Below are 25,228 nucleotides of genomic sequence, written 5' to 3' on the forward strand. Positions count from 1 at the left end.
CAACTTGGGGTGGCAACACCAGTCAGAGTAACCGATAATGCAGCCTTCTGCCATGCATCAAACGCACACAAATACTGTATATGCAAACAGTATAAAACGGCCGGCGGCGGAGTGCAAGCAAGATTGCATCAAGGATAACGACCGGCGACAACAGCGGTCATCACCACAGGGAGAACAGCATGGCAAAAGCATTGGGCGTGGGCGGCGTCTTTTTCAAATCGCGCAATCCGCAAGCGCTGATGAGCTGGTACCAGGCCCACCTGGGCTTCCCCGGCGAATCCACCGACTACGCGTCCTTCTTCCCCGGCGCCATGCCGGCCGGCGGCTGCACCGTGTTCAGCCCGTTCAAGGACACCACCGGTTACTTCGCGCCGTCCAAGCGCGAGTTCATGTTCAACCTGGTGGTGGACAACCTGGACGAGGCACTGGCCCAGGTGGTGGCCGGCGGCGCCGAACTGGTGGGCGATCCGCAGACCTTCGACTACGGCCGCTTCGGCTGGTTCATGGACCCGGACGGCAACAAGGTCGAGCTGTGGCAGCCGGCGGTGGCGCCCGAGTAGCCCGTCCTGCCGGCCTAGTGCGCCGTGGCCACCCCGGCGCCCATGGCCACGGTGATGGCGATGGCCAGCGAAATGCCGTGCGCCATCATCAGCACCGTCCAGCGCAGCGCCGTCGCGCTCCGGCTGCCGCCGTACACCCGGCGCATGGCCCACGGCAGATAGCCGACCAGCCAGCACAGCAGCACGAAGGTGAAGAAATTGTCTTCCGGGATCAGCTTGATCGCCGCGAACATGACGAAGGCAAACGAACTGGTGTGCAGCGCGAACAGCAGGTGCTCGCCGTAGCGCCGGCCCGATCCCAGGTACAACACCTTCAGGTACAGCGCGAACAGCGGCATCAGCGCGAACATGGCGTACGGCCCGTAGCGGAAGAAGCCGTCCGACAGCGCCTGGCCCTTGCGTTCGGCGGGCAGCTTGTCGAAGTTCTCGATGGCGTCGGCCATGCGCGGCGATTTGGAGCGCACGGTCTCCTGCAGCATCACGTCGCGCCCTTCCTTGTCCTTGACCGTGCCGTTGGCGATGATCTCGCGGCGTATGCCCTGCGCCTCCTGCTTGACCGCCTGCGCCACCTCGGCCGCCGGCTGCGGCGTCTTGGCGTCCAGGTTGATCACTTCGGTATTGGTGAATTTCAGCAGCGCGAAAAACAGGATGCTCAGCGTCAGGTACAGGCGCAGCGGCTCCACGTAGCGCTTGCGGCGCCCGGCCAGGTATTCATTGGTGAGCGCGCCCGGGCGGAACAGCAGGCGCGTAAAGGTGCCCCACAGCCGCCCTTCCAGCGCCACGTAATGGCCGACGAACTCGTGCGCAAATTCCATGAAGCTGGGCGCATGGGTGCGTGTTTCCTGGCCGCAGTTGTGACAGTAATTGCCGCTGATGCCGGCGTTGCAGTTCAGGCAGTTGGCGGGCGCGGCGTGCTGATCGTGCGGTTCGGGTGGACGGTCCTGCTGCTGGGCGAGTTCGGGCTTCACGGCTGAGTTCTCTTCTGGGCTGACGGCACAAGCAGGAATGTTACCTGAGTTCATGCAAAAGATGCACTGTTTCAATAAAGTTCAATTGCGCGACTGCGCACCGTTCGCGGCGCTAAGATGATTCCTCAATGCAGACAAGGGAGGCCGATCATGGTTACCGAAGCCAAGGACCGCCAGGTCAACACCGAGACGCCGGTGCGCAGCGACGATGAAAAACGCCTGCCGCACGAGCGCGACGAGTCGCCCGACGGCCATCCGCCCAAAGCGCGCAGCGTGATCCGGCAAGCCGCCAGCGACCTTGAACAAGGCCTGGTGGACACCGACCTGCACGGCGTGCGCGGTGTGGAAAAAGTGCAACCGCGCGCGCCCGGCAAGGCCCAGCCGCAAGCCGGAGTGAAACAGGACTGACGCGCCGCAACCGCCCCAGCCGAACGACCACCCACCGAGAGACGCCGCCCATGAGCTCGAACGCCGCACCGATCCGCCCCGCACTCGCCCTGGCCGCCTTTGCCGTTGCCGCGCTGGTTGTCATGACCGGCGCAGCCGAAGCCCAGCAGTATCCGCCCGGTTTCGGACCGCAACCCGTGCTGCCCGCGCCCGAGCGCTCGCTGATCCCCACGGTCAACGTGGCGCCGGTGGCGCGCTGGGCCGCCAATGGCGCGCCGGTGGCGGCGGCCGGCTTCGCGGTGCGCGCCTACGCGCGGGACCTGGACCATCCGCGCTGGGTGTATGTATTGCCGAACGGCGACGTGCTTGTGGTGGAAAGCAACGCCCCGCCCAAGCCGGAGGATGACAAAGGCATCAAGGGCAAGATCATGAAGTCGCAGATGAAGAAGGCCGGCGCCGTCACGCAATCGGCCAACCGCATCACGCTGCTGCGCGGCATCGACGCCAACGGCGCGGCGAAAACCCGCAGCGTGTTCCTGAAGAACCTGCATTCGCCGTTCGGCGTGGCGCTGGTGGGCCAGGACCTGTACGTGGCCAACACCGACGCGGTGGTCAAGTTCCCCTACCAGGAAGGCCAGACCGAGATCACGGCCGCACCGGTGAAGGTGATGGACTTGCCGGGCGGCCCGCTGAACCACCACTGGACCAAGAACATCATCGCCAGCCCGGACGGCAAATACCTGTACGCCACGGTGGGCTCGAACAGCAACGTGGGCGAGAACGGCATGGACAAGGAGGAAGGCCGCGCCGCCATCTGGCAGCTGGACCTGGCCACCAATAAAGCCAGGCTGTTCGCCACCGGCCTGCGCAATCCGAACGGCATGGCCTGGCAGCCGCAGTCAAAGGCGCTATGGACCGTGGTCAACGAACGCGACGAGCTGGGCAACGACCTGGTGCCGGACTACCTGACCTCGGTGAAGGAAGGCGGCTTCTACGGCTGGCCCTACAGCTACTTCGGCCAGAACGTGGACGCGCGCGTCAAGCCGCCCAGGCCGGAACTGGTGGCCACGGCGATCGCGCCCGACTACGCGCTGGGCGGCCATACCGCTTCGCTGGGCCTGGCGTTCTACGAAGGGCAGCTGTTCCCCGAACGCTACCGGAACGGCGCCTTCATCGGCCAGCACGGCTCGTGGAACCGCAAGCCGCACAGCGGCTACAAAGTGGTGTTCGTGCCGTTTGCCAACGGCCAGCCGTCCGGCCCGCCGCAAGATTTCCTGGCCGGCTTCCTGAACCGGGACGGCAAGGCGCAGGGCCGCCCGGTGGGGGTGGCGGTAGATAAGGGCGGCGCGCTGCTGGTGGCCGACGATGTCGGCAACATCATCTGGCGCGTCACGCCCAAGGGAAACTAAAAGGGAACTGAAAGAGCACGCACGACGGGCAACCTTTTGCCGGTTTTTGCCCGGCCGGCCTTACTCGAATTGGAGACGACAATGAGCTATCTGGACCGAGACACTTTTGGCATTTACCGCGACACCGACAGCGGCCCCGGCCCGCGCCTGATGGGGGCCGACACGCTGATGGGTGAAGACGTGTACAACCGCATGGATGAGGACCTGGGCGACATCAAGGAGTTCATGCTCGACATGCAGACCGGGCAAGTGGCGTACGCGGTGCTGTCCTTCGGCGGCATCCTGGGCATGGGCAACAAGCTGTTCGCCGTACCCTTCCAGGCGCTGGAACTGGACACCGTGAACAAGCGCTTCATCCTGGATGTGAGCAAGGAGCGCCTGGAAAACGCCCCCGGCTTCGACAAGGACCACTGGCCCGACATGGCCAGCGCCGAGTTCAGCAACCAGATCCACAGCTACTACGGCACCACGCCCGGCGCCGGCTACCGCACCGCCAGCGGCAGCGTGATGGGCTCGGGCAGCAGCACGCTGCAGAGCGACCTGGGCGGCAGCGGCTACAACCCGACCAACCCCGGCAACCGCTAAACGCCGGCGCTGGCCGCAGCGCCAGCGTGATCGCGGCAAAGCGCATAGAATCCTGCTTTTACATGAGGATTTCTATGCGCATACTGCACACCATGCTGCGGGTCGGCGACCTGCAACGCTCCATCGATTTCTACACCAAGGTGCTCGGCATGAACTTGCTGCGCACCAGCGACAATCCCGAATACCAGTACACGCTGGCCTTCGTCGGCTACGGTTCCAATCCCGACCACGCGGAACTGGAACTGACCTATAACTACGGCGTCACCGAGTACGAGCAGGGTACGGCCTACGGCCACCTGGCCATCTCGGCCGACGACATCGTCAGCGCCTGCGCCGCCGTCAAGGCCAACGGCGGCAACGTGACGCGCGAACCGGGCCCGGTCAAGGGCGGCAGCACCGTGATTGCCTTTGTCACCGACCCGGACGGCTACAAGATCGAGCTGATCGAGCGCAAGTTCGACGCCGCCGGCGCCGGCCTGCACGCCTAAGCGCGCGGCCGCCCCGGCGCGGCCCGCTCAGAAGTCGGTGGTGGCCGAGAGCAGCAGGCTGCGCGGCGCCCCCGCCGTGAGCGTGCCCCAGGTGGACGCGCCGGACCAGTAGTCTTTGCCGCCGGCATTGCGCAGCGTGGCGCGCAGCACCACCTGCTTGCCGCCCACCACCGTGCGGTAGCGGGCTCCGGCATCGACAGTGGTCCAGGCCGGCAAGCGCTGGCTGTTGGCCTGGTTGGCGTACTGCGCGCTGTTGTGCAGCACGCCGCCGGTCAGGGTCAGCCCCGCCAGCTGCGGCACATCCCACTCGGCTTGCGCGCTGAGCTGGAGATCCGGCACGCCGACGGCGGTCTTTCCCGCCGTGGCGGGATTGCCGGTCTTGACGAGCTTGGCGTCTGTCCAGGCCAGCCCGCCGTGCAGGCGCAGGCCGCCCGCGACCGCGCCGTAGGCGTTCAACTCGACGCCGCGGTTGCGCTGTTCGCCTTCCACGCCGAACACGTTGCCGCTCATGAAGCCGCTCGGGCGCGTGATCTGGAACACACTCAGGCTGGTCATCAGCCGGCCATGGTCGACCTTGACGCCCACTTCGCGCTGCCTGGCCTTGTAGGGCGCGAACACCTCGCCAGCGTTGCTGGCCGTGCCGGGCGCGATGTCGCCCTTGCTCAAGCCTTCCACATAGTTACCGTACAGCGCCAGCCCGTGTGCCGGCTGGATCACCACGGCCACCATCGGCGTGACGGCGCTATCGTCGTAGCGCGCCGTCACGGCGCCGGCGGGGGAGAAGTTGTCGGAGCGCACGTCCTGCTTGCGCAAGCCCAGCATCAGTTGCAGGCGCTCGCCGAACAGGGACAGGGTGTCCGACACGGCGGCGCCGTCCAGCCGGCTGGCGGAACGCAGCGGCAGCGAGGCCGGCGCGGACACGGCCTGCGCCGGCCGTTCGGCAGGCCGGTGGATATTCGACGCGTAGGCCTGCCCGGCCACCGAGCCGGTGCCGTAGCGGTCGTTGTAGCGGCTCCATTGCAGCGTAAGCCGGTGCCGCACGGCGCCAGTGGCGAAAGCGGCGCGCAGCCCCGCTTCGCCGGCGTCGCGCTCGATATCGAAGCCGGCCCGGGCCGGCGCCACGCTGGTGTCGCCGGCGGCGTTGACGATGGACGGCGTGTTGAACAGGCGCTGCACGTCCGAGCTGGCCGCGCCGTGGCTGGCGAACAGCGTCAGCGCGCGCGCCGCCTGGTACTCGGCGCGCAGCAGCGCCGAGCGTTCGGTGCTGTCGTACCATTCCCAGCGCTGGGTCAGGTTGCGCCGGGCGCCGGGCGCCTGCGGCACGGCCAGGCCGGCGCTCAGGAACGGCCGCCGCGTCGGCGCGTCGACCTGCTCGCGCTGGTCGATGGCGTCCAGCGTGACGCGCAGGCGTGCGTCCTCGTAGTCCAGCGCCAGCGCGCCCATGCGCGCGCGGCGCGACTGCTGGTCAAGCGCGGTGTCGCCGTCCTGCAGCGTGGCGTTGAAGCGCGCGCCGAACTGGCGCTGCGCGCCGAAACGGCGGCTCAGGTCGAGGTGCCCGCCCAGCTGCGAACGCGACGACAAGTCGGCCCGCACGCGGCTCAGGTCGGCACCGGCGCGCTTGGGCACCAGGTTGATACTGCCGCCCACCCCGCTGTTCGGCGACATGCCGTACAGCATGGCCGCCGGGCCTTTCAGCACCTCGATACGCTCGGCGTAGTCGGCCATGAGGCGGTAGTTGGGCGCCACGCCGTACAGGCCGTCGAAGGCGATTTCGCCGATGTTGTTGTCGCCCAGCGCAAAGCCGCGCACGAAGAAGGCGTCCGCCACGTCGCCGCCCGGCGCCGTGCTGCGCACCGACGGGTCCAGCCGCACCATGTCGGCCACGGTGGCGGCCTGCTGGTCGGCAATGGCCTGGGCGGTGAAACTGCTGAGCTGGAACGGCGTGTCCATGGTGTCGACGTTGCCCAGCAGGCCGAGGCGGCCGCCGCGCGCCAGCTGGCCGCCCGCGTACGCCTGCGGCAGCAGGCCTTCGGCCTCGGCGGTAACGGTCACCTGCGGCAGGATACGGCTGTCCGGTGCGGGGTCGGCGGCCATTGCCGCCGTTGCCGGGGCCATCGCGGCGGCCAGGCCGCACAGTAGATTGATGCGCAAATCACACTCCAAAAAGAACAGGGTTTACCAGCGATAAGCCAGGCTGGCGCTGGCACGGCGGCCTTCGCCGTAGTTGCAGCTGCCGGAACCGCAGGCCAGCGCCTGCTTGTTGCCGAGGTTGGAGAAGTTCAGCGCCAGCAGCCAGGGGCCGGTCCGGTAACCCAGCATGGCGTCGACCACGTTCACCGCCGGCACGCCCGCGCCGGTGCCGTTGACATCCGCATAGCTGCCCACGTGGCGCGCGCCCAGGCCGGCCTGGAAACCGCCGCCCAGCTCGCCGTCCGCCCACACCGACGCCTGGTGGTAGGGCACGTACTCGGTGCGCTTGCCGACCTCGGCCGTGTTCAAGCTCCGGGTGGTGCGCGCATCCGTGTAGGCATAGGACGCGATCAGGTTCAGGTGCCCGCCGATGCGGCCCTTGGCTTCCAGCTCCACGCCGCGCGCGCGCACTTCGCCCAGCTGGCGCCGCAGCTGCGGCTGCGCCGGGTCGCGCGTCACCACGTTCTGCTGGGCCAGCTGGTAGGCGCTGACCGACAGCAGCAGGCCGTCCGGCGCCAGCTGCCAGCGCAGGCCGAACTCGGCCTGTTCGCCTTCGGTGGGCTTGAAGCGCTTGCCGCTCTGGTCGCTGCCCGCCTGCGGCTGGAAGGACTGGCTGAAGCTGACGAACGGCGCCAGGCCGCCGTCGGCCAGGTAGACGCCGCCGGCGCGGCCGGTGAAGGCGCTGTCGCGTTCCGTGCTCCAGGCCGGCGTGCCGAACAGCGGCGAGGCGGCGTCGCGCGTCCAGTCCTGGCGCCCGCCCAGCAGCAGCACCCAGCGCTGGCCGAACTTGATCTGGTCCTGCGCGTACAGGCCCTTGCGGGTCTGCACCGTCCGCTGCGAATAGCTGGGCACCAGTGTCATCGGGCCGGGCTGCGCGCCGTACACCGGCGCGTACAGGTCCAGCGGCGCCAAGCTGGCCAGGGACCACTGGCTGTGCGGGCGCAGCCGGCTGGCGTCCAGGCCCACCAGCAGCGTGTGCGCCACGCCGCCGGACTGCACCCGGTATTCCACGCTGGTGTCGGTGCTCACGCCGGAAGTGCTCTCCAGTTCGTCATACGCGGTGCGGTACTGCGCGCGCGGCGCGGCCGGATCGACCCAGCCGTCCAGGCCGGTGAAGCGCACGCGGTTGGAGGACTTGATCCAGCGCAGGCCGTGGCGCAGCTTCACGGTATCGGAGAAGGCGTGCTCGAACAGCCAGCCGAAGGCGCTCTGGCGCGTGTCCTCGCGGTCGAAGTCCGGCTCGCCGACGAAGCGCTCACGCGGCAGCCGGCCGTAGCGGCCGGGCACCAGCGTGCCCTCGGCGGGCAAGGGGTAGTAATAGGCGGTGCGCCGTTCCTGGTGGTAGCCGAGCAGGGTCAGCGAGGTGGCGGCGTCGGGGCGCCAGGTCGCGGCGGGCGCGATGTAGCGGCCGTTGCTGGGGGTGTGGTCGACATGGGTGTCGCCGTTGCGCGCCAGGCCGGTCAGGCGCCAGCTCCACGCGCTGTCCGGCGCCACGGCGCCGCCCAGGTCGAAGGCGGCCTCGCGGTGGCCCAGGTTGCCGATCCCGGCGCGCACTTCGCGCAGCATGTCCGGCCCCGGCCGCTTGCTGACGGTGTTGAGCACGCCGCCCGGCGCGCTGGCGCCGTACAGCACCGAGGCGGCGCCCTTCAGCAGTTCCACCCGTTCCAGGCCGTACGGCTCCTGCTGGCCGGACGCCCAGCCGCTGCCGCCCAGCTTCAGGCCGTCGCGCACCAGGCTGCCGCTGTCGTCGCGCAGCGCGAAGCCGCGGCTGACGAAATTGTCGTAGGACTTGCTGTAGCCGGCCACGGCAATCACGCCGGGCGTGTAGGCCAGCGCGTCGCCCAGGCTCTGCACCTTGAGCACCGCCATCTGGTCGGCCGTCACCACCGACACCGCCTGCGGCGTTTCCAGCAGCGGCGTGTCGGTCTTGGTGCCGGCCGCGCTGCGCCTGGCCGCGTAGCCGATGACCGGGCCCCAGGCGCTTTCCTGCCCGGCCTGCGCCAGCACCGTCACCTCGCCCAGCGTGGCTTCCTGCGGAGCCGCTTGCTGCGCCGCTGCGGGCGCGACGGCCAGGGTGTAGCCGGCGGCGGTCTTTTCCAGCTGCCGGCCGCTGCCGCGCAGCAGCGCGCGCAAGCCGTCTTCAGGGCTAAAGCTGCCGTTCAGCCCGGGGCTGGTCTTGCCGGCCACGGCCGCTGGCGCAAAGCTCAGCACCACGCCGGCTTCGGCGGCAAAGCGGGTCAGCGCTGGACCCAGCGGACCGGCGGGAATGGCGTACTGCCTGGCCGCCTGCGCGTAGGCGCTGCCGGCCAGGCCGGCGCCGCCCAGCAGCACGCCGCTGGCGGCAAGGTGGAGGGCGAACAGATGGCTGGCGCGGCGGCCGGATGGTATGCGTGTCATGAAAAGGGTTCCTTGCAAGGTTGGAGTAATGGTGCTATCCCCTGCTTGCCAATCGAAACCGGAAAAAGTACAGTCCGCATCGCCATTTATTTTCGGCGCACCAGCAAGTCGCTTTCCCCGCCGGGCTGGGCGCGGCGCTCCACCCGCACCGGCAGCGTGGCGCCGACAGCAGCCAGGGCGCGCTCGGTGTCGCGCAGCGGAAAGGCGCCGGAGATGCGCAAGCGGGCGGCGGACGGGTCGCAGAGCAGCGGCGCGGCGCGGTAGCGCGCCAGTTCGGCCACCAGCTCGCCCAGCGGCATATCGTCGGCCACCAGCATGCCAGAGACCCAGGCCTCGCCGGCGGGCGGCGCGGCGTGCCGTTCGAGCAGGCCGTTGCGGTTGAAGCGGGCGGCTTGTCCCGCGTCCAGGATGGGCGCCCGGCCGTCGGCGGGCAGCGCGGCGGCGACGCCGGCAATGCCGCCGGCATGCAGCGCCACGCGCGCCGCCAGCACGGTGGCCAGCGTGCTGTCCGGGTCCTTGCGCACGGTGAAGCGGGTGCCCAGCGCCTGCACCCGGCCGTCCGCCGTCTCCACCATGAAGGGACGCTTGCGCGGCGCCGGATCGGCCGCCGTGGCGACCAGGATGCGGCCGCGCCGCAGCCGCAGCACCCGGCTGCCGGACGAAAACGCCACGTCCACGGCGCTGCCGGTGTCGAGCAGCAGGCGGCTGCCGTCGGCCAGCGTGGTGTCGCGCTGCTCGCCGGCGGCGGTGACGAAGTCGGCCGACCAGTCGCTCAGGCGGTAGGCCTGCATGCCGCCGGCCGCGACGGCCAGCAGCACCGCCAGCTGCGCCAGGCCCTTGCGGCGGCTGCGCGACGGGGGCGCGGCGGCGGCAGGCAAAGTGGGAAGGGGATTGGACAAACGGGGATCGGCCAGCGCGCGCAGCGACGCGGCCGCATGCCCCTGCGGAATGGCGGCAAAGCGGGCGGTGCTGCCCTCCACCCGCTGCCAGGCCTGTTCATGGTCAGGATGCGCGTCGCGCCAGGCCTGCCAGCACACGCGGTCCGCCTCGCCGGCCTCGCCGGACGCCAGCACCACGAACCACTGCGCGGCCTGCTCCACGGCGCCCGCCTTCGTACGCTTGCCGTCCACGGTTCAGGCCCGCTCGATGCGCATGCAGTGGGTCACCGCCTGCAGCATGTATTTCTTCACCATGCTCAGCGACACATGGAGCCGCTCCGCGATCTGCGCGTACGGCAGCCCTTCCAGCTGCGACAGCAGGAAGGCCAGGCGCGCCTTGGGCGGCAGGCCGTCGAGCAGCGCGTCGATTTCCATCAGCGCCTCGACCACCAGCGCCCGGCTCTCGGGACAAGGGCTGGACTGGCCGGGCTGGGCGGCCAGCGCGTCCAGGTAGGCGCGTTCCATGGCCTGGCGCCGCAGCTGGTTGACCATCAGGCCGTGCGCCACCGTGCTCAGGAAGGCGCGCGGTTCGCGCACTTGGCTCCAGTCGAGCGGACGGCAGAGGATGCGCACAAAAGTGTCCTGCGCAAGGTCGGCGGCGTTGTCGGCGCAACCCATTTTTTTGCGCAGCCAGCCGCTCAGCCAGCCGTGGTGGCGGGCATATAAATCGGCAACAGGATCGTGTGCGGCGGCTAAGCCCAAGCCAGACTCCGGAACAGAGGGGAATGTTGGCTTGCCCAGGCAGGCTGGCTACATAAGAATGATTCTCATTATTATCTTAATCAAACTGTATGTCAATACAACAAAAAACCCCGCAGATGCGGGGTTTGTGTCGGGACAGGCAAGCCGCAGCTTACTTCACCAGCAGTTCGTTGATCGGCGCCAGGTCCGCTTCCTTCAGCGTGCCGGCCGCCGACTTCAGGCGCAGGCCGTTCATGATGGTGTCGTAGCGTGCGCGCGACAGGTCGCGCTGGGTGGAGTACAGCTGGCGCTGCGCGTTCAGCACGTCGATGTTGATGCGCACGCCCACCTGGTAGCCCAGCTTGTTCGAGTCCAGCGCCGACTTGCTCGACACTTCGGCCGCTTCCAGCGCGCGCACCTGCGCCAGGCCGCTGTTCATGCCCAGGAAAGCGGTGCGCGCGTTCTGCGCGGCGGCGCGGCGCGTGGCCTCCAGGTCGTTGCGCGCCTTGTCTTCCAGCGCGATCGATTCGCGCACCCGGCTGGTCACGGCGAAGCCGTTAAACAGCGGCACGTTCCACTGCACGCCGACCGCGTTGGTCTTGGTGATGCCGGAGGCGGTCACGCTGTCGCGGCCCTTGCTGGCCACCAGGTCCAGCGTCGGCAGGTGGCCGGCGCGGTTGCGCGAGATGTCGCGCTTGGCGATTTCCAGGTTCAGCTGTGCGCCCACCACGGAATAGTTTTGCTGCTCGGCCGACGCTATCCACGGTTCGATCGCGGCCGGCTGCGGCGCGGCGATGGTCACGCCGGTGCGCAGCGTGGACAGCGAGCCCGGCGCGGCGCCGATGATCTGCTGCAGCGCGTTGCGTTTGACTTCCAGGTCGTTTATGGCGGCGAACTCCTGCGCCACCACCAGGTCGTACGCCGCCTGCGCTTCGTGCGTGTCGGTGATGGTCTGGGTGCCGACCTCGAAATTGCGCTTGGCCGAGGCCAGCTGTTCGGTGGTGGCCGATTTCTGCGCCTGGATCGACGACAGGTTGTCCTGCGCGGTCAGCACGTCGAAATAGGCTTGCGCCACGCGGGTGATCAGGTCTTGCTGGGCCTGGGCGAACACGGCTTCCGTGGACGCCTGGCTCAGTTTGCTCTGCTGGTAGGTTTCCCAGCGGTCCCAGCGGAACAGCGGCTGCGACAGGCTCAGCGACCACTGGTTGCGCGAGTTGTCGCGCGGGCCGCTGCCGGCGCCGAACGGGTCGTCGGCCTTCGATTCGAAGTCGCCGGTGATCTTGGTGCTGGAACCACCCAGGCCAATCACCGGCAGCAAACCGGAGCGCCCTTGCGTCGTCCTTTCCTGACCTGCAGCAAGTGCAGCGCGCGCGCTGGCATACGTGGCGTCGTTGGCGAGCGCCTGCTGGTACACTTGGATGAGGTCGGCCGCCTGTGCGTTTATGGTCAACAGTGCGCTGCTGATCAGCAAGGCGATTAAGGGTTTCTGCATTGCGTTCTCCGTGGAATCAATAACAATTAGTATTTTGGCATGGTGCTGTCGACCTGAACAGCCCACGCATGTATGCCGCCCGTCAAATTCGTGATCTTGCCGAAACCGTTGCGCTCCAGGAAAGCGGCCACCTGCATGCTGCGCGCGCCGTGGTGGCAAATGCAGACGATGGCCGCGTCCTCATCGAGGTCGTCGATGCGGGCCGGGATGGAGTTCATCGGCATCAGCGTGGAACCGGCGATATGGCAGGTCTCGTACTCCCAGTTCTCGCGCACGTCCAGCAAAAACGGGCTGGGGCGCGCGTCGTCGGCCAGCCAGTCGGCCAGTTCCAGCGCAGTAATGTGTTGCATGCGACGCTCCCGTTCCGCTTAGAACGTGAACTGCGACGGCTTGGTGGCCGATTGCAGCGGCTTGACGTCGGTTTCAAACAGTTTCTTCTGCTCGTAGCCGTCCGAGGTGCGGGTGATCAGCACGCCCGACATGACCGGCGCCTCGCCGATCAGGGCGAAGATGCGGCCGCCCACTTTGACCTGCTGCAGGAACGCTTCCGGCAGCTTGGGCAGCGCGCCCGACAGCACGATGACGTCGAACGGGGCGCCGTTGGTCCAGCCCTGGGAGCCGTCGCCCAGTTCCACGGTGACGTTGGTGACGCCGGCGGCAGCCAGGCTCTGCTCGGCCTGCGCCTTCTGTTCCGGCGCAATCTCGACGGTGGTGACGTGGCGGCCGCGATGCGCCAGCAGGGCGGCCATGTAGCCGCTGCCGGTGCCGATTTCCAGCACGTTCTCATGTTTTTTCAGCTGCACGTCCTGCAGGATGCGCGCTTCCAGCTTGGGGGTCAGCATGGTGTAGCCATTGCCCAGCGGGATTTCGGTATCGGCGAAGGCCAGGTTCTTGTGGCTGGCAGGGACGAAGTTCTCGCGCTTGACCACGTTCAGCACCTCCAGCACGTCCACATCCAGGACGTCCCATGGACGGATTTGCTGTTCGATCATGTTGAAGCGGGCTTGTTCGATATTCATCTTTAAACTCGGTGAAGGATTAAATAATCCGTCATTTTATCGTTGAACTGGTCAGGACGGCATATTAACGATATCGGCGACGGACTGAGGGAAATTGCGACAGCCTGCAGATTCGGGGGGCTGAACGCGCAAAAAACGCCCGCGCTGCCCATTTTTACGGCACCGCGGCGTCCGGGGCCAGCCCCCGCACGGCCAGGTCGAGGAAGGCGGCCATGTACTGCTCCGGATCGATGCTGCTGCCGCCGCCACAGGGCAGGAAGGCGTTGTTCCACATCATCAGCATCAGCACCGGGGCGCTCAGCACCGGCATCATCACCTGCGGGTCGTGCGGGCGGAACTCGCCGCGCGCCAGGCCGCGCTCGAGCACGCGCACCAGCAACGCATTGCCGCGCGCCACCACCTCGTCTTCATAGAAGCGCACCAGTTCCGGGAAATTGCCCGACTCGGCCATCATCAGCTTGGTGATGCCGGCCAGCTTGGTGGCGCCCACCTGGCCCCACCAGCGCATCAGCATTTCCTTCAGCAGCGTGGCGCTGGGGGCGTCGGAAGCGGCCAGGTCCAGCTCGGCCTGGCCGATGGCCTGGCCGATGGTGGCGCGCACCACGGCCTTGAACAGTTCTTCCTTGTTTTCAAAATAGAGATACAGCGTGCCCTTGGAGACGCCGGCGCGGCGCGCCACGTCTTCCAGCCGGGTGGCGGCGAAGCCGCGCTCGACGAACAGCTCCAGCGCGGCCTCCAGCAGTTCCTGCGGCCGCGCGTCCTTGCGCCGTTCCCAGCGCGGTTTGATATCAGTTGGAGCTTGCATGGGGATAGTGATGACTTGCCATCTTACTTACTTTTGAGTCATTTATATTAGACCCCGGGCAAGGGGGCGTCAAGTTTGCCCGCTCTGGTGTCCGAATAGATGACTGCACCGATGGCAGGCAAGCTCAACGATGCACGTCCAATAGAGAGAAGACCTTCCGCAATACGCCGGCTCGCTGAACAGGCGGCGCCTTACACGCGCCGACGGCGCGGCCTATACTGAAGAAGGGACTGCTGCAAGGAGCAGCATGGTGCCCGACGGCGCGCTGGTGCCGGCGCTGCCAATACGGCCATGGGCAGCAGCGTGGCGTAGCGTGCGTGCAGCTGGACATGCCGCCAAAGCTATGGAGGTTAACATGTTCAAGCATATTCTCTTACCCACCGACGGGTCGGCCATGTCCGAAATGGCAAGCCGCAAGTGCATCGCGCTGGCCAAGGAGATGGGCGCGCAGGTCACCGGCCTCTGCGTGACCCCGGAGTTTCACGTGCTGTCTATCCTGCCTGGCGTCTTGTCGGACACGTCCGGGCAATATCGGCTGGACAGCCAGGCCTTCGCCGCCAAGGTGCTGGCCGGGATTCAGGGCGCGGCAGACGAGACCGGCGTGGCGTGCAAGACCGTGTCCATGGTCAATGACCATCCCTATGAAGCCATCGTCAAGGCGGCCCGGGACAAGGGTTGCGACCTGATCTGCATGGCGTCGCACGGACGCAAGGGCGTGAAGGGCGTGCTGCTGGGCAGCGAAACCCAGAAAGTGCTGACCCATACCGACATCCCGGTGCTGGTTTACCGCTGAGCGCTGTTACGGGCCTTGGGCGGCGCTGGCGAGCCGCTCATGGCCCCGCCGCTGCCCGCGCCTGCGCGCAGTTCGCGGCGCGCCTGCACGATGACGGTGCGCGCCGCCGTCAGTCCCAGCACCGCCATCACGGCCGCCACGGCCAGGTCCGGCCAGCTGGCGCCGCTGCCGAATACGCCCAGCGCGGCCAGCATGACCGCGACGTTGCCGATCGCATCGTTGCGCGAACACAGCCACACCGAACGCATGTTGGCGTCGCCGTCGCGGAAGGCGTACAGCAATAGCGCGACAGTGCCGTTCGCCAGCAGGGCGATGACGCCGATCAGGCCCATGGTGACCGGCTCGGGCGCCGTGCCGGCGGCCAGGCTCCAGCCAGCCTTGCCCAGCACAAACACGCCGTAGCCGCCCATCATGACGCCCTTGGCCAGCGCGGCGCGCGCGCGCCACGCCGCCGCCATGCCGAGCACGAACAGCGACAGCGCGTAGTTGGCGGCATCGCCGAAAAAGTCGACGGCGTCGGCCAGCAGCGACACCGACTCGGCCCGCAGTCCCCCCAACAGCTCGACGCCGAACATGGCGGCGTTGATGAACAGGGCCACCCACAGGATGCGCCGGTAGCGGGGATCGATGGGCGGCTTGCTTGAGGCGCAAGCGTCGCCGCAGCAACTGGACATGGTGTGCTCCGAAGAAATTCAAGCTTAGCAGTACTATAAGACCGGTTGATAGAATACTGCCATCCTTTTAACAGCCAGCCCGCCGCATGCATACACCAGCGCCACTCAGCGATTCCGGCACCGCCGCCCCTGCAGCCGTCAGCTTCGGCGAGACGTTCCGCTTCTGGCTCAAGCTGGGCTTCATCAGTTTCGGCGGCCCGGCCGGACAGATCGCCATCATGCACCAGGAACTGGTGGAGCGCCGCCGCTGGATTTCGGAGCGGCGCTTCCTGCACGCGCTGAATTACTGCATGCTGCTGCCCGGCCCCGAGGCCCAGCAGCTGGCCACCTACATCGGCTGGCTGATGCACCGCACCTTGGGCGGCGTGGTGGCCGGCGCGCTGTTCGTGCTGCCTTCGCTGCTGATCCTCACCGGCCTGTCATGGGTGTACGTGGCCTATGGCGACCTGCCGCTGGTGGCCGGCCTGTTCTACGGCATCAAGCCGGCCGTGGCGGCCATCGTGCTGCAGGCAGCGCACCGCATCGGCGGACGGGCGCTGAAGAACGGCTGGCTGTGGGGCATCGCCGGCGCCTCCTTCGCCGCCATCTTCGCCGGCGGCGTGCCCTTCCCCGCCATCGTGCTGGCCGCCGCGCTGGCCGGCTACGCGGGCGGACGCTGCATGCCGGACAAATTCCAGGCCGGCGGCGGCCACGGGGCGGCGCTGCCGTCCTTCGGCGCGGCGCTGATCGACGACCATACGCCCACGCCGGCCCACGCGCGCTTCAGCTGGCGCAAGCTCGCCCTCATCGCCGCCGTGGGCGCCGCGCTGTGGGCCGTGCCCATGGCGACGCTGACGGCCTTGTTCGGCTGGCAGCACACGCTCACGCAAATGAGCTGGTTCTTCACCAAGGCCGCGCTGCTCACCTTCGGCGGCGCGTACGCGGTGCTGCCCTATGTCTACCAGGGCGCGGTTGACCATTTCGGCTGGCTTACGGCCACGCAGATGATGGACGGCCTGGCGCTGGGCGAAACCACGCCCGGCCCGCTGATCATGGTGGTGGCCTTCGTCGCCTTCGTGGGCGGCTACGCCAAGGCAGCGCTGGGGCCGGACCTGCTGTTGCTGGCCGGCGCCACGGCAGCCGCGCTGGTCACGTGGTTTACCTTCCTGCCTTCCTTCCTGTTCATCCTGGCCGGCGGCCCACTGGTCGAATCGACCCACGGCGACCTGAAATTTACCGCGCCGCTGACCGCCATCACGGCCGCCGTAGTGGGCGTGATCGTGAATTTGGCACTGTTCTTCGGCTTCCACGTGCTGTGGCCGCAGGGCTTCGAGGGCCGCTTCGACTGGCTGTCGGCGCTGGTCGCGCTGGGCGCCACCGTGGCGCTGTTGCGCTACAAGGTCAACGTGGTGCAGGTCATTGCCGCTTGCGCGCTGGTCGGGCTGGCGCTGCGGCTGGCCGGCACCGCGTAGCGCTGGCCGTCTTGCAAACTCGACTGCCGCTGGCTTGACTGCTGCTGCAGCGGCAGCGTGATGCGGAAGCGGCTGCCGGCGCCGGGCGCGCTCTCCACATCGATGCGGCCACGATGGTTCTGCACGATGCCGTACGACAGCGACAAGCCCAGCCCGGTGCCCTTGCCGATGGCCTTGGTGGTGAAGAAGGGATCGAATATGCGCGGCAACACATCGTCCGCGATGCCGCAGCCGGTGTCGGCCACTTCGATCCAGCCCTGGCCGTCCGCCACACCGGTGCGGACGGTGATCAGGCCGCGCTCCGGCCCCACTGCGTGGCTGGCGTTGACCAGCAGGTTCATGAACACCTGGTTCAGCTGCGAGGGCATGCATTCCACGTCCGGCAGCGGGCCGTATTCCTTGCGCACGTCGGCCACCTTGCGCACTTCGCTGGCGATGATGTTGAGGGTGGAGTCGATGCAGCGGTGCAAATCGGCCCACTCCCACTGCTGCAGCGAGTCGGTGCGCGAAAAATCCTTCAGCGACTGCACGATCTTGCTGACGCGGGCCATGCCGTCGCGCGATTCGGCCAGCAAAACCGGGATGTCATCGCGCAGGTAGTCCAGCTCCAGCCGCAAACGCTGCGCCTGCAGCCGTGGCGCCAGGCCCGGAACGGCGCCCATGGCCGGCTCGGCGTCCTGGTAGATCGCCAGCATCTCGAACAGCCGCTCCAGGTACTGCTCCAGCATGTCGGAGTTGGAGGCCAGGAAGCCGAGCGGATTGTTGATTTCGTGCGCCACGCCGGCCGCCAGCTGGCCGATGGAGGCCAGCTTCTCGGACTGCACCAGGCGTCCTTCCAGCTGCTTGCGCTCGGCCATCTCGGTTTGCAGCTTGTCGTTGGCGCGCAGCAGCTCGCCAGTGCGCTCGCGCACCGCCGCCTCCAGGCCCTCGTTGGCCTGCAGAAGCCGGCTGTTGAAGCTATTGATGATGGCGTGGCTGCGGATCAGCCGCCAGCCGGCGTAGAGCAACAGCGCGGCCAGCGCCGCCGACAGCAGCAGCAGGCCGGCGCGGTGCTGCTGCATCTGCCGCGCGTCGCGCTCCTGTCCGTGGTTGAGCAATGCGCTGATCTGGTCCATGTGCGTGCCGGTGGGCGCGGCGGCGACGCGCGCCAGCAGGCCATGCACGGCTTGCTGCTCGCGCAGCGCGGTGTGCACGTGGAGGGTGAACAGGTCCAGCCGCTGCGCCAGTTCCGGCGGCAGCGAACGGCGCGCCGCCGCCAGCCCGGCCAGTTCCACTTCAATGGCCGCCAGGTGCTCGTCGGCGCCGGTCTGGTTGTGCACCAGCGTGGCCAGCAGCACTTTGCTGGCCGCCGCGCCGGCGCGCCCGATGGCGCTGTCCGGCGCCTGGCTGCGCCCCAGGTCCACCAGTTCGCCGGTGGCGACCGGCAGAAAGGCCAGCGAGTTGCGCAGTACCGCGTTGTGCGACTTGAACGACTCGATCAGCGCGGCCTTGCGCGACAATTCGCGTTCCAGTGCCGCCACGCTGCCGGCCAGGGCTTGCGCGCCAGGGCGGTCGAGCGCGCCGGTGTCCGCGCCGAGCTGTTGCGGCAGCGCGTGCAGCATCGGCAAGGGATTGACCAGCTCGTCGTAACTCTGGTTGATGCCCAGCCTGGACTTCATCGCGTCGAGTTCCCATTGCGCGTCGAGCTGCTTGATCTGGCGCAGGCGCGCCACGCTCTCAAAATAGGACGAGGCGTCGTAGCTGGGGCCCTGCCGATACTGGAACAGCAGCGCACCGGCCAGCGCAACGCCAAGAATCCCGCCCAGCAGCGGCAGCCGGGAGTTCATGGCCGTGCTCCCGGCCGCGATACCGGCTGCGCGTCCAGCGTGGCCAGGAACTGGGCAATCAGCGCCTTGTCCTCGGCGCTGCCGGGGCGTCCCAGCTGGTACTTGAACATGATGTCGATGGCCTGTTCCAGGGTGGCGGCCGAGCCGTCGTGGAAGTACGGCGCGGTACGCGCCACGTTGCGCAGGCTGGGTACCTTGAAGACGTATCTGTCTTCTTCGCTGCCGGTAAGCGCATAGCGCCCCTGGTCCGGCCGGCCGGCGGACCAGCCGGCCCCGCCGCGCGCAGGATAGTCGGCCATCACGCCGAATTTCTGGAACATATTGCCTCCCACGTTGACGCCCTGATGGCAGGCGATGCATCCGTACTGCTTGAAGCGCGTGTAACCTGCCCGCTCGGCTGCGCTGATGGCGCCGTGCTCCCCGCGCAGGTAGCGGTCGAAGCGCGAATTGGGCGTAATCAAGGTGCGCTCGAACGAGGCCAGCGCGTGCTCGATGTTGGCGCGCGTTACGCCGTCCTTGTAGGCAGCCGCGAAGGCGCTGCTGTAGGCCGCGTCCTGCTGAACCTTGCGCACCACGTCCGGCCAGCGCGATCCCATCTCGGCCGGGTTTTCTACCACCAGGCCAATTTGCGCCTCCAGCGTGTCGGCGCGGCCGTTCCAGAACTGTTTGAAGTTGAGCGCCGCGTTGAACACGCTGGGCGCATTCATCGCGGCCGGTTTGCCATCCAGTCCAAGGGACACGCCACGGCTGTCGGCGCCGCCGCGCGCCAGGTCGTGGCAGGTGGCGCAGGACACGCGGTTGTTGGCCGACAGGCGCGTATCGTTGAACAGGCGCTGCCCCAGCGCGGCCTTGGCGGGATCCTGGCGCAGCGACTGCGGCACGGGCTGGATCGGTTCGTTGACCGGGGCGGCCGGCACGGGCGCAGTCGCCAGCAACAGCGCCAGCGCCGGCATGGCGGCGCACCGCCGAGCGGGCGGCGCAGCGGTCCCGTATTGTGGATGGCGGAACGACATGGCGGGCTCCTGCGGCGGAATGGTCAGGCGCACTGCGCCTGGTCGGCGCTGGACAGGCCGTGCAGCTGCCAGTAGTGGCGGAACGCGGCACGGACATTCTCGCGCAGCATACGGTTGTCCCAGGGCTTGGTCCAGAACCGGTACAGCGAGCCCCGGTTGATCGACTCCATGATGGTGGCCAGGTCGGTGTAGCCGGACAGGATGATGCGGAAAGTATCCGGATACATGTCCTTGACCTTGTCGAGCAGCTCGGTGCCGCTCATTTCCTCCATGCGCTGGTCGCACAGCACCAGCTGCACCTGGTGGCGCGCCAGCAGTTCGAAGGCCTCGGCCGCGCCGCTGGCGGTCAGCACGCGGTAGCCGTCCTGGCGCAGCAGGCGCTGCAGCGACGACAGCACGTGCGGCTCGTCGTCGATCAGCAGCAGCGTGCGCAGCGGCGGTGCGCCGGTGTCGGGCAGCGCCAGGCTGGCGCCTTCCAGCAGCAGGCGCTGGAACTGCATGGCAGGCACCGGGCGGCTGAAATAGTAGCCCTGGATCTGGTCGCAGCGGTGGCGCGCCAGGTAGGCCAGCTGGGCTTCGGTCTCCACGCCTTCGGCGACTACTTCCAGGTCCAGGCTGTGCGCCATGGCGATGATCGCGTCCACCAGCGCGGCGTCGCCCGGGTCCACGGTGACGTCGCGGATGAAGGCGATGTCGATCTTGAGCGCGTCCACCGGGAAGCGCTTCAGGTAGGCCAGGCTGGAATAGCCGGTGCCGAAATCGTCGATGGCCACTTTCACGCCCATGGTGCGCAGCGTCGCCAGGGCAGCGGCGGTACGCTCGGTGTCGTCCATCAGCGCGCTCTCGGTGACCTCCAGCGCCAGCAGCTCGGGCGCGATGCCGTGCGCCGCGATGGCGTGCGCCACGGTTTGCTGCAGGCCGCTGTCGGCGAACTGGCGGCTGGCCACATTGACCGCCACCGGCACCGGCCCGCCGGGACATGCGGCCCACAGGGCAATCTGGCGGCAGGCCGTGTCGATAACCCAGGCGCCCACTTCCACGATCAAGCCCGTCTCCTCGAGCAGCGGGATGAAGGCCGACGGCGACACCGGGCCGTAGCCGGGCCGGTTCCAGCGCAGCAGCGCCTCGGCGCCGACCATGCGGCCGCTGCTCACTTCCACCTTGGGCTGGTAGTACAGTTCGAATTCGCCGTTGGCCACCGCCAGCCGCAGCGCGCGCTCGAATTCAAAGCGGCGCTGGGCCTGCACGTCCATCGCGTCGGTGAAGAAGCGGCAAGCGCCGCCGCCGCCCTGCTTGGCCTGGTGCAGCGCGGTGCTGGCGTATTTCATCAGCGTGGCGGCGTCGGCCGCGTCGGCGGGATGCAGCGCAATGCCGATGCTGGCCGTCAGCAGCGTTTCGCCCTGCTCCAGCTGGAACGGCCGGGCGCAGCAGTGGCGCAGCTGCTCGGCGGCCTGCAGCGCGTCGTGCTGCGTGGCCAGGCCGCCCAAGGCCATGGCGAATTCGTCGTTGCCGAAGCGGCTCACCACGCTGCCTTCCGGCGCGCATTGCTGCAGGCGCTGGGCGAACTGGCGCAGCAGCGCGTCGCCGGCGGCATGGCCCAGGGTGTCGTTGGTGCGCGCGAAGCCGTCCAGGTCCAGCATCAGCACCGCGCTGGAGCGCTCCCCTTCGCCCGCCAGCATCTGCTCCAGCGAACGCTGGAACAGGCTGCGGTTGGGCAGGCCGGTCAGCGCGTCGTAACAGGCCAGGCGGGCGCCCTGGTCGCGCGTGCCGGTGTACAGCAAGCGCACTTCAAGCAGGTTGCGGATGCGGGCCAGCACCTCGCAGTGGTCGAACGGCTTGCAGATGAAGTCCATCACGCCGGCGTCCAGCGCGCGCTGCTTGTGCTCGGGGGCCGCCGTCACCGCCAGCACGGGCAGATATTCGCCCGCCTCCACTTCCTTCAGCCCTTCCAGCACTTCAAAGCCATTCATGAACGGCATGTTCAGGTCCAGCAGGATCAGGTCATAGCGCTGCGCGCGGTGCAGTTCCACCACGCCGCACGGGTCGCTGGTGGTATCGACACGCGCGTAGCCGGCGCACTCTAGCATGGTTTTGAGCAGCACCACGTTGACGGGGCGGTCGTCGACGATCAGGATGCCGGCCTGCTGCAATTCGGACAAGCTTGCCATGGTATTCTCCAGTGCTGTTGTTATGGTTGCAGCTATTGCCAGCCCGTGCGGGCGGCGGCGATCGCCTCCAGCAAGGCCTGGTCGTTCATCGGTTTGAGCAAGTAAGCCAGCGCGCAGCCGCGCTGCACGCGCGCCTGCCCTTCGGCCGTGTGCTGGCCGGTGACGGCGATCACGCCGGTGCGCGGCGCCAGCTCGGCCAGGCGCCGCTGCACCTCGAGGCCGGACATGCCCGGCATGTGCAGGTCCAGCACCACGCAGAACGGCGCGCCGGCGCCGTCTTGCAGCGCCGCCAGCAGCGCGGCGCCGCCGTCGTAGTCGCGGGCCGGGATGCCGGCCGCGCGCAACAGCCGCATCAGCGCGCGCCGGATGGCTGCCTCGTCGTCGACAACGGCAACCCAGGGAAGTGTGGTGGTATCCATGACTGGCAAGATAGCGCGCCGGGCCGGCGCGCGATATTGGACCTTGGCCCAACCCTACCGGGTGCGCAGCTTGTCGGCCAGGCGCACCAGCGCCGTCAGCGAGCGCACTTGCATTTTCTGCATCACGCGGGCGCGGTGCACCTTGACGGTCTTTTCCACCGTGCCCAGCTGGGCCGCCACCTGCTTGTTGAGCAGGCCTTCGACCAGCAGCGCCATCACCTCGCGTTCGCGCCGGGTCAGGCTGTCGTAACGCCGGCGCAGCGCGTCGCGCTCGGCGTCCGCCGTGCGCAGCAGCGTGTTGAGTTCCAGCGCAGCCTGCACCGCCGCCATCAGCTCGTCGGCGTCCACCGGCTTGGTGAGGAAGTCAAAGGCGCCCTGCTTCATGGCCCGCACGCCGCTGGCGATGTCGCCATGGCCGGTCAGGAAGATCAGCGGCAGCACGCTGCCCTGGGTTGCCAGCGCCTGCTGCAGGGCCATGCCGTCCATGTCCGGCATGGACAGGTCCAGCACCAGGCAGCCCGGCTCCGCCGCGGCGCCGCTGGCCAGGAAGGCCTGCGCCGACTCGTAAGGCGCCACGGCGAAACCGGCCGAGGCCAGCAGCCGGGTCAGCGCCTTCAGGATGGCCGGCTGGTCGTCCACCACGAACACCCGCGGCGGCTGCCGCACCGGTGGCGGCAGCATGGCGCCGTTCATGCCGGCGCTCCCTGTCCCACGGCCGCTTCGGCGCCGGCCAGCGGCAGCCGGACGTGGAAACTGGCGCCGCGGTCCGGATTGCTCTCGGCCCACAGCTGGCCGCCGTGCGCCGACACAATGCCGCGGCAGATCGACAGGCCCAGTCCCATGCCGCTTTCCTTGGTGCTGTAAAAGGGCGCGAACACCTGCTCCAGCGCGGCGGCGGGGATGCCGCTGCCGCAGTCGGCGATGATGATGCGCACCCAGCCATCGTCGTCCAGCGCGGTGCGCACGCCGATCGCCTTGCCGCCCGCTTCCGTCAAGGCCATGGCGTCGCAGGCGTTCATCAGCAGGTTGATCAGCACCTGCTGCAGCTGCACGCTGTCGGCCAGCACGTGCGCGCCGCCGGCGCCCAGCACCGACGACAGCGCCACGCCATGGCTGAGCAGGTCGTTGCGCAGCAGGCGCAGCACGCCGATCACCACCTGGTTTACGTCCACCGGCTGCCGCGGCGCCTCGCGTTTGTCGAACAGGCGCCGCAGGCGGCGGATGATTTCGCCCGCGCGCTGGTCCTCGGCCACGATGTCGGCCAGGATGGCGTCCACCTCCAGCAGGTCGGGCGTGGACTGGCGCAGGAAGCGCTGCGCCGCCTGCGCGTTGCTCAGGATGGCTGTCAGCGGCTGGTTCAGCTCATGGGCCAGCGCGCCGGACAGCTCGCCCAGCGTCGCCACCCGCGCCAGGTGCGTCACCTCGCGCTGCTTTTGCTGCATTTCCAGTTCGGCCAGTTTGCGCTGCGTGATGTCGAGCGCCACCCCGCGCACCAGCCGCGGCACGCCGTCGCTGCCCGCTTCGCAGCTGCCGCGCGAAGCCACCCAGCATAAGCCGCCCTGCGGTGGCTCGATGCGGTACTCGATTTCATAGCGCTCGCCGCGCGCGGCCTGCTCCAGCACGCGCCGCACGGCGGCGCTGTCGTCCGGGTGCACCCGCTGCAGCAGCGTCTCGACCGACACCGGCTCGTCCGGGCGGAAGCCGAACAGTTCGCGCCAGGAGGCCGACACCCATACCCGCTCGCGCGCCAGGTCGCGCACCCAGATGCCCATGCGCGCCGCTTCGGCCGCCAGCGCCAGCTGCTGCTCGCTCTCGCGCCGCTCGGCCTGGGCAGTGCGCACCGTGGCCCCCGCCTGCTGCAGGGCCAGGCCCAGCTCATTGGCCTCTCGCAGCGCCAGCGGCGGGATCGCCGGCACCTCGCCGGAGGCCACCGCCGCCGCCGGGCCGGCCAGCGCACGCACCGAGCGCGCGATGCCGCCGCCGATGCGCCAGGCCAGCGCCAGGCCGAGCGCCAGCGCGGCCAGCGTAACGGCGATCAGCCAGGCCAGCGAACGGCGCAGGCCAGCTGTCAATTCGTCCAGCGGAATGCCCAGTGCCACGCTCCAGCGGCTGTCCGGCGAGCGGCTGTACACGGTGTACACCGGGATGCCGTCCAGGGTGGTGGTTTCGAATCCGCCCTCGTCGGCCAGCTCGAGCTGGCGCAGCAGCGCCGGCGTGGTGGGGCGGCCTGCGAAACGCGCGATGTCGTGACTGCGCGCGGCGATCTTGCCGCTGCCGTCGATAATGGCCGTGCGCCAGCTGTCGGGCAGCTTGCGCGCGGCCAGCAGCGCGGCCAGCTGCACCGGCGAGGCGGTGGCGTTGAGCGACATGGCGATCGCGCCGTCGCGCCGGACCGGCACGCCGATGGTGTACATCAGCTGCCCGCCCACCGGGGCCGGGAACAGGTTGGAGACGCCCGGCCGGCCGGTGGCCAGGATGCGCTTCAGCAGCGGTGTCGGCCCCAGCTTGGGCAAGGGTTCGCCGTAGGCGCGGCGGGTCGACATCAGCAAGTTGCCGCCGGCGTCGATCAGGATCACGCCGTCGGCCTCCATTTGGCGCTGCGCCTCGACGGCGCGGGCATGGAAGCCGGCCAGGTCGCCGCGCTCGAGCTGGTGCGAAGTACTCAACGCCTGCAGCGCCGCTTCGGTGCTGCGGAATCCGGCGTCCACGGCGGCCATGATGGCGCGCGCCTGGCCCACCGTGCTGGCCAGCAGCTGGGCGCGTTCGCGCGTGTAGAAATCGACTATCAAAAAGCCAGCCACTGCGGCCATGGGCACGATGCAACCCACGACAAGCAGGGCGAGGCTGGCGCGCACACCGATGGCTTGCCTGCGTGGGGGCGGCGGCTCGGACGAGCGCATGGACGGTGCACCTCCTGCTGGCGGAAACGACGCTTCGATTCTATTGCAAAACCGGCATCACGTCG

At 68.5% G+C, this 25,228-nt stretch carries 23 protein-coding genes; 7 read left to right on the forward strand and 16 right to left on the reverse strand.

From position 1 onward, the window contains the following. Positions 1–179 precede the first annotated feature (179 nt). Positions 180–560, forward strand: coding sequence for a VOC family protein (locus tag AC6H42_RS05115; protein WP_057152857.1), 381 nt, complete (start codon positions 180–182; stop codon positions 558–560). Between the two features lie 14 nt (positions 561–574). Here the strand turns inward: AC6H42_RS05115 and AC6H42_RS05120 are convergent, their stop codons facing one another. Further along, positions 575–1,528, reverse strand: a complete 954-nt coding sequence (locus AC6H42_RS05120; RefSeq protein WP_057152855.1) for a DUF3667 domain-containing protein — start codon at positions 1,526–1,528, stop codon at positions 575–577. Positions 1,529–1,678: 150 nt separating this feature from the next. Between AC6H42_RS05120 and AC6H42_RS05125 the strand changes: the two genes are divergently transcribed. The 4 genes from AC6H42_RS05125 to gloA all read left to right on the forward strand — a co-directional run bounded on the left by AC6H42_RS05125 (position 1,679) and on the right by gloA (position 4,397). Beyond that, entirely contained in the window at positions 1,679–1,936 is a 258-nt protein-coding gene (locus AC6H42_RS05125) for a hypothetical protein (protein WP_057152853.1), read from the forward strand. Between the two features lie 50 nt (positions 1,937–1,986). Then, complete coding sequence (locus AC6H42_RS05130) at positions 1,987–3,324, forward strand: PQQ-dependent sugar dehydrogenase (protein WP_497547533.1); 1,338 nt, start codon at positions 1,987–1,989, stop codon at positions 3,322–3,324. A gap of 81 nt (positions 3,325–3,405) precedes the next feature. Then, a complete protein-coding gene (locus tag AC6H42_RS05135; RefSeq protein WP_057152850.1) occupies positions 3,406–3,909 on the forward strand; it encodes a PRC-barrel domain-containing protein in 504 nt (167 codons plus the stop codon). Between the two features lie 74 nt (positions 3,910–3,983). Beyond that, positions 3,984–4,397 carry a lactoylglutathione lyase gene (gene gloA / locus AC6H42_RS05140; RefSeq protein WP_082551466.1) on the forward strand — a complete coding sequence of 138 codons (414 nt, stop codon included), beginning with the start codon at positions 3,984–3,986 and terminating at the stop codon, positions 4,395–4,397. Positions 4,398–4,424: 27 nt separating this feature from the next. On the opposite strand, the gene AC6H42_RS05145 is transcribed toward gloA, so the two are convergent. The 8 genes from AC6H42_RS05145 to AC6H42_RS05180 form a co-directional block, all read right to left on the reverse strand. Continuing rightward, a complete protein-coding gene (locus AC6H42_RS05145; protein ID WP_497547534.1) occupies positions 4,425–6,548 on the reverse strand; it encodes a TonB-dependent receptor in 2,124 nt (707 codons plus the stop codon). 24 nt (positions 6,549–6,572) lie between these two features. Beyond that, positions 6,573–8,984 carry a TonB-dependent siderophore receptor gene (locus AC6H42_RS05150; RefSeq protein WP_497547535.1) on the reverse strand — a complete coding sequence of 804 codons (2,412 nt, stop codon included), beginning with the start codon at positions 8,982–8,984 and terminating at the stop codon, positions 6,573–6,575. A gap of 86 nt (positions 8,985–9,070) precedes the next feature. Beyond that, positions 9,071–10,114 carry a FecR domain-containing protein gene (locus AC6H42_RS05155; protein ID WP_497547536.1) on the reverse strand — a complete coding sequence of 348 codons (1,044 nt, stop codon included), beginning with the start codon at positions 10,112–10,114 and terminating at the stop codon, positions 9,071–9,073. A 3-nt stretch (positions 10,115–10,117) separates the two neighbouring features. After that, positions 10,118–10,624, reverse strand: coding sequence for a sigma-70 family RNA polymerase sigma factor (locus AC6H42_RS05160; RefSeq protein WP_057152845.1), 507 nt, complete (start codon positions 10,622–10,624; stop codon positions 10,118–10,120). 151 nt (positions 10,625–10,775) lie between these two features. Then, positions 10,776–12,095, reverse strand: a complete 1,320-nt coding sequence (locus AC6H42_RS05165; protein ID WP_057152843.1) for a TolC family outer membrane protein — start codon at positions 12,093–12,095, stop codon at positions 10,776–10,778. Positions 12,096–12,121: 26 nt separating this feature from the next. After that, positions 12,122–12,445, reverse strand: a complete 324-nt coding sequence (locus AC6H42_RS05170) for a rhodanese-like domain-containing protein (protein WP_057152841.1) — start codon at positions 12,443–12,445, stop codon at positions 12,122–12,124. Positions 12,446–12,463: 18 nt separating this feature from the next. Beyond that, positions 12,464–13,114 carry a protein-L-isoaspartate O-methyltransferase family protein gene (locus AC6H42_RS05175; protein ID WP_057152839.1) on the reverse strand — a complete coding sequence of 217 codons (651 nt, stop codon included), beginning with the start codon at positions 13,112–13,114 and terminating at the stop codon, positions 12,464–12,466. A 154-nt stretch (positions 13,115–13,268) separates the two neighbouring features. Beyond that, on the reverse strand, positions 13,269–13,919 hold the full coding sequence (locus AC6H42_RS05180; protein ID WP_057152837.1) for a TetR/AcrR family transcriptional regulator: 651 nt from the start codon (positions 13,917–13,919) through the stop codon (positions 13,269–13,271). 355 nt (positions 13,920–14,274) lie between these two features. On the opposite strand from AC6H42_RS05180, the gene AC6H42_RS05185 reads away from it, so the two are divergent. Continuing rightward, a complete protein-coding gene (locus AC6H42_RS05185; protein ID WP_057152829.1) occupies positions 14,275–14,712 on the forward strand; it encodes a universal stress protein in 438 nt (145 codons plus the stop codon). On the opposite strand, the gene AC6H42_RS05190 is transcribed toward AC6H42_RS05185, so the two are convergent. Beyond that, a complete protein-coding gene (locus AC6H42_RS05190; protein WP_497547537.1) occupies positions 14,703–15,386 on the reverse strand; it encodes a cation efflux transmembrane domain-containing protein in 684 nt (227 codons plus the stop codon). The genes AC6H42_RS05185 and AC6H42_RS05190 overlap by 10 nt on opposite strands. 86 nt (positions 15,387–15,472) lie before the next feature. Here AC6H42_RS05190 and chrA point away from each other — a divergent pair, with 86 nt between their 5' ends. Continuing rightward, a complete protein-coding gene (chrA, locus tag AC6H42_RS05195; RefSeq protein ID WP_497547538.1) occupies positions 15,473–16,837 on the forward strand; it encodes a chromate efflux transporter in 1,365 nt (454 codons plus the stop codon). Here the strand turns inward: chrA and AC6H42_RS05200 are convergent. From AC6H42_RS05200 to AC6H42_RS05225, 6 genes are read right to left on the reverse strand one after another with little or no spacing between them, the layout of a single operon-like run. Continuing rightward, positions 16,759–18,663 carry a DAHL domain-containing sensor histidine kinase gene (locus AC6H42_RS05200; protein ID WP_497547539.1) on the reverse strand — a complete coding sequence of 635 codons (1,905 nt, stop codon included), beginning with the start codon at positions 18,661–18,663 and terminating at the stop codon, positions 16,759–16,761. The two genes, chrA and AC6H42_RS05200, sit on opposite strands and share 79 nt — an antisense overlap. Next, positions 18,660–19,676 carry a cytochrome-c peroxidase gene (locus AC6H42_RS05205; RefSeq protein WP_497547541.1) on the reverse strand — a complete coding sequence of 339 codons (1,017 nt, stop codon included), beginning with the start codon at positions 19,674–19,676 and terminating at the stop codon, positions 18,660–18,662. Before AC6H42_RS05205 ends, AC6H42_RS05200 begins: the two co-directional genes overlap by 4 nt. A gap of 23 nt (positions 19,677–19,699) precedes the next feature. After that, a complete protein-coding gene (locus AC6H42_RS05210; RefSeq protein WP_497547542.1) occupies positions 19,700–21,844 on the reverse strand; it encodes an EAL domain-containing protein in 2,145 nt (714 codons plus the stop codon). 32 nt (positions 21,845–21,876) lie between these two features. Continuing rightward, complete coding sequence (locus AC6H42_RS05215; RefSeq protein ID WP_497547543.1) at positions 21,877–22,263, reverse strand: response regulator transcription factor; 387 nt, start codon at positions 22,261–22,263, stop codon at positions 21,877–21,879. Between the two features lie 54 nt (positions 22,264–22,317). Beyond that, on the reverse strand, positions 22,318–22,956 hold the full coding sequence (locus AC6H42_RS05220) for a response regulator transcription factor (RefSeq protein WP_497547544.1): 639 nt from the start codon (positions 22,954–22,956) through the stop codon (positions 22,318–22,320). Beyond that, positions 22,953–25,163, reverse strand: coding sequence for a sensor histidine kinase (locus AC6H42_RS05225; RefSeq protein ID WP_497547545.1), 2,211 nt, complete (start codon positions 25,161–25,163; stop codon positions 22,953–22,955). Before AC6H42_RS05225 ends, AC6H42_RS05220 begins: the two co-directional genes overlap by 4 nt. Between the last annotated feature and the right edge of the window lie 65 nt (positions 25,164–25,228).

The organism is Massilia sp. NBRC 108631 (assembly GCF_059704565.1).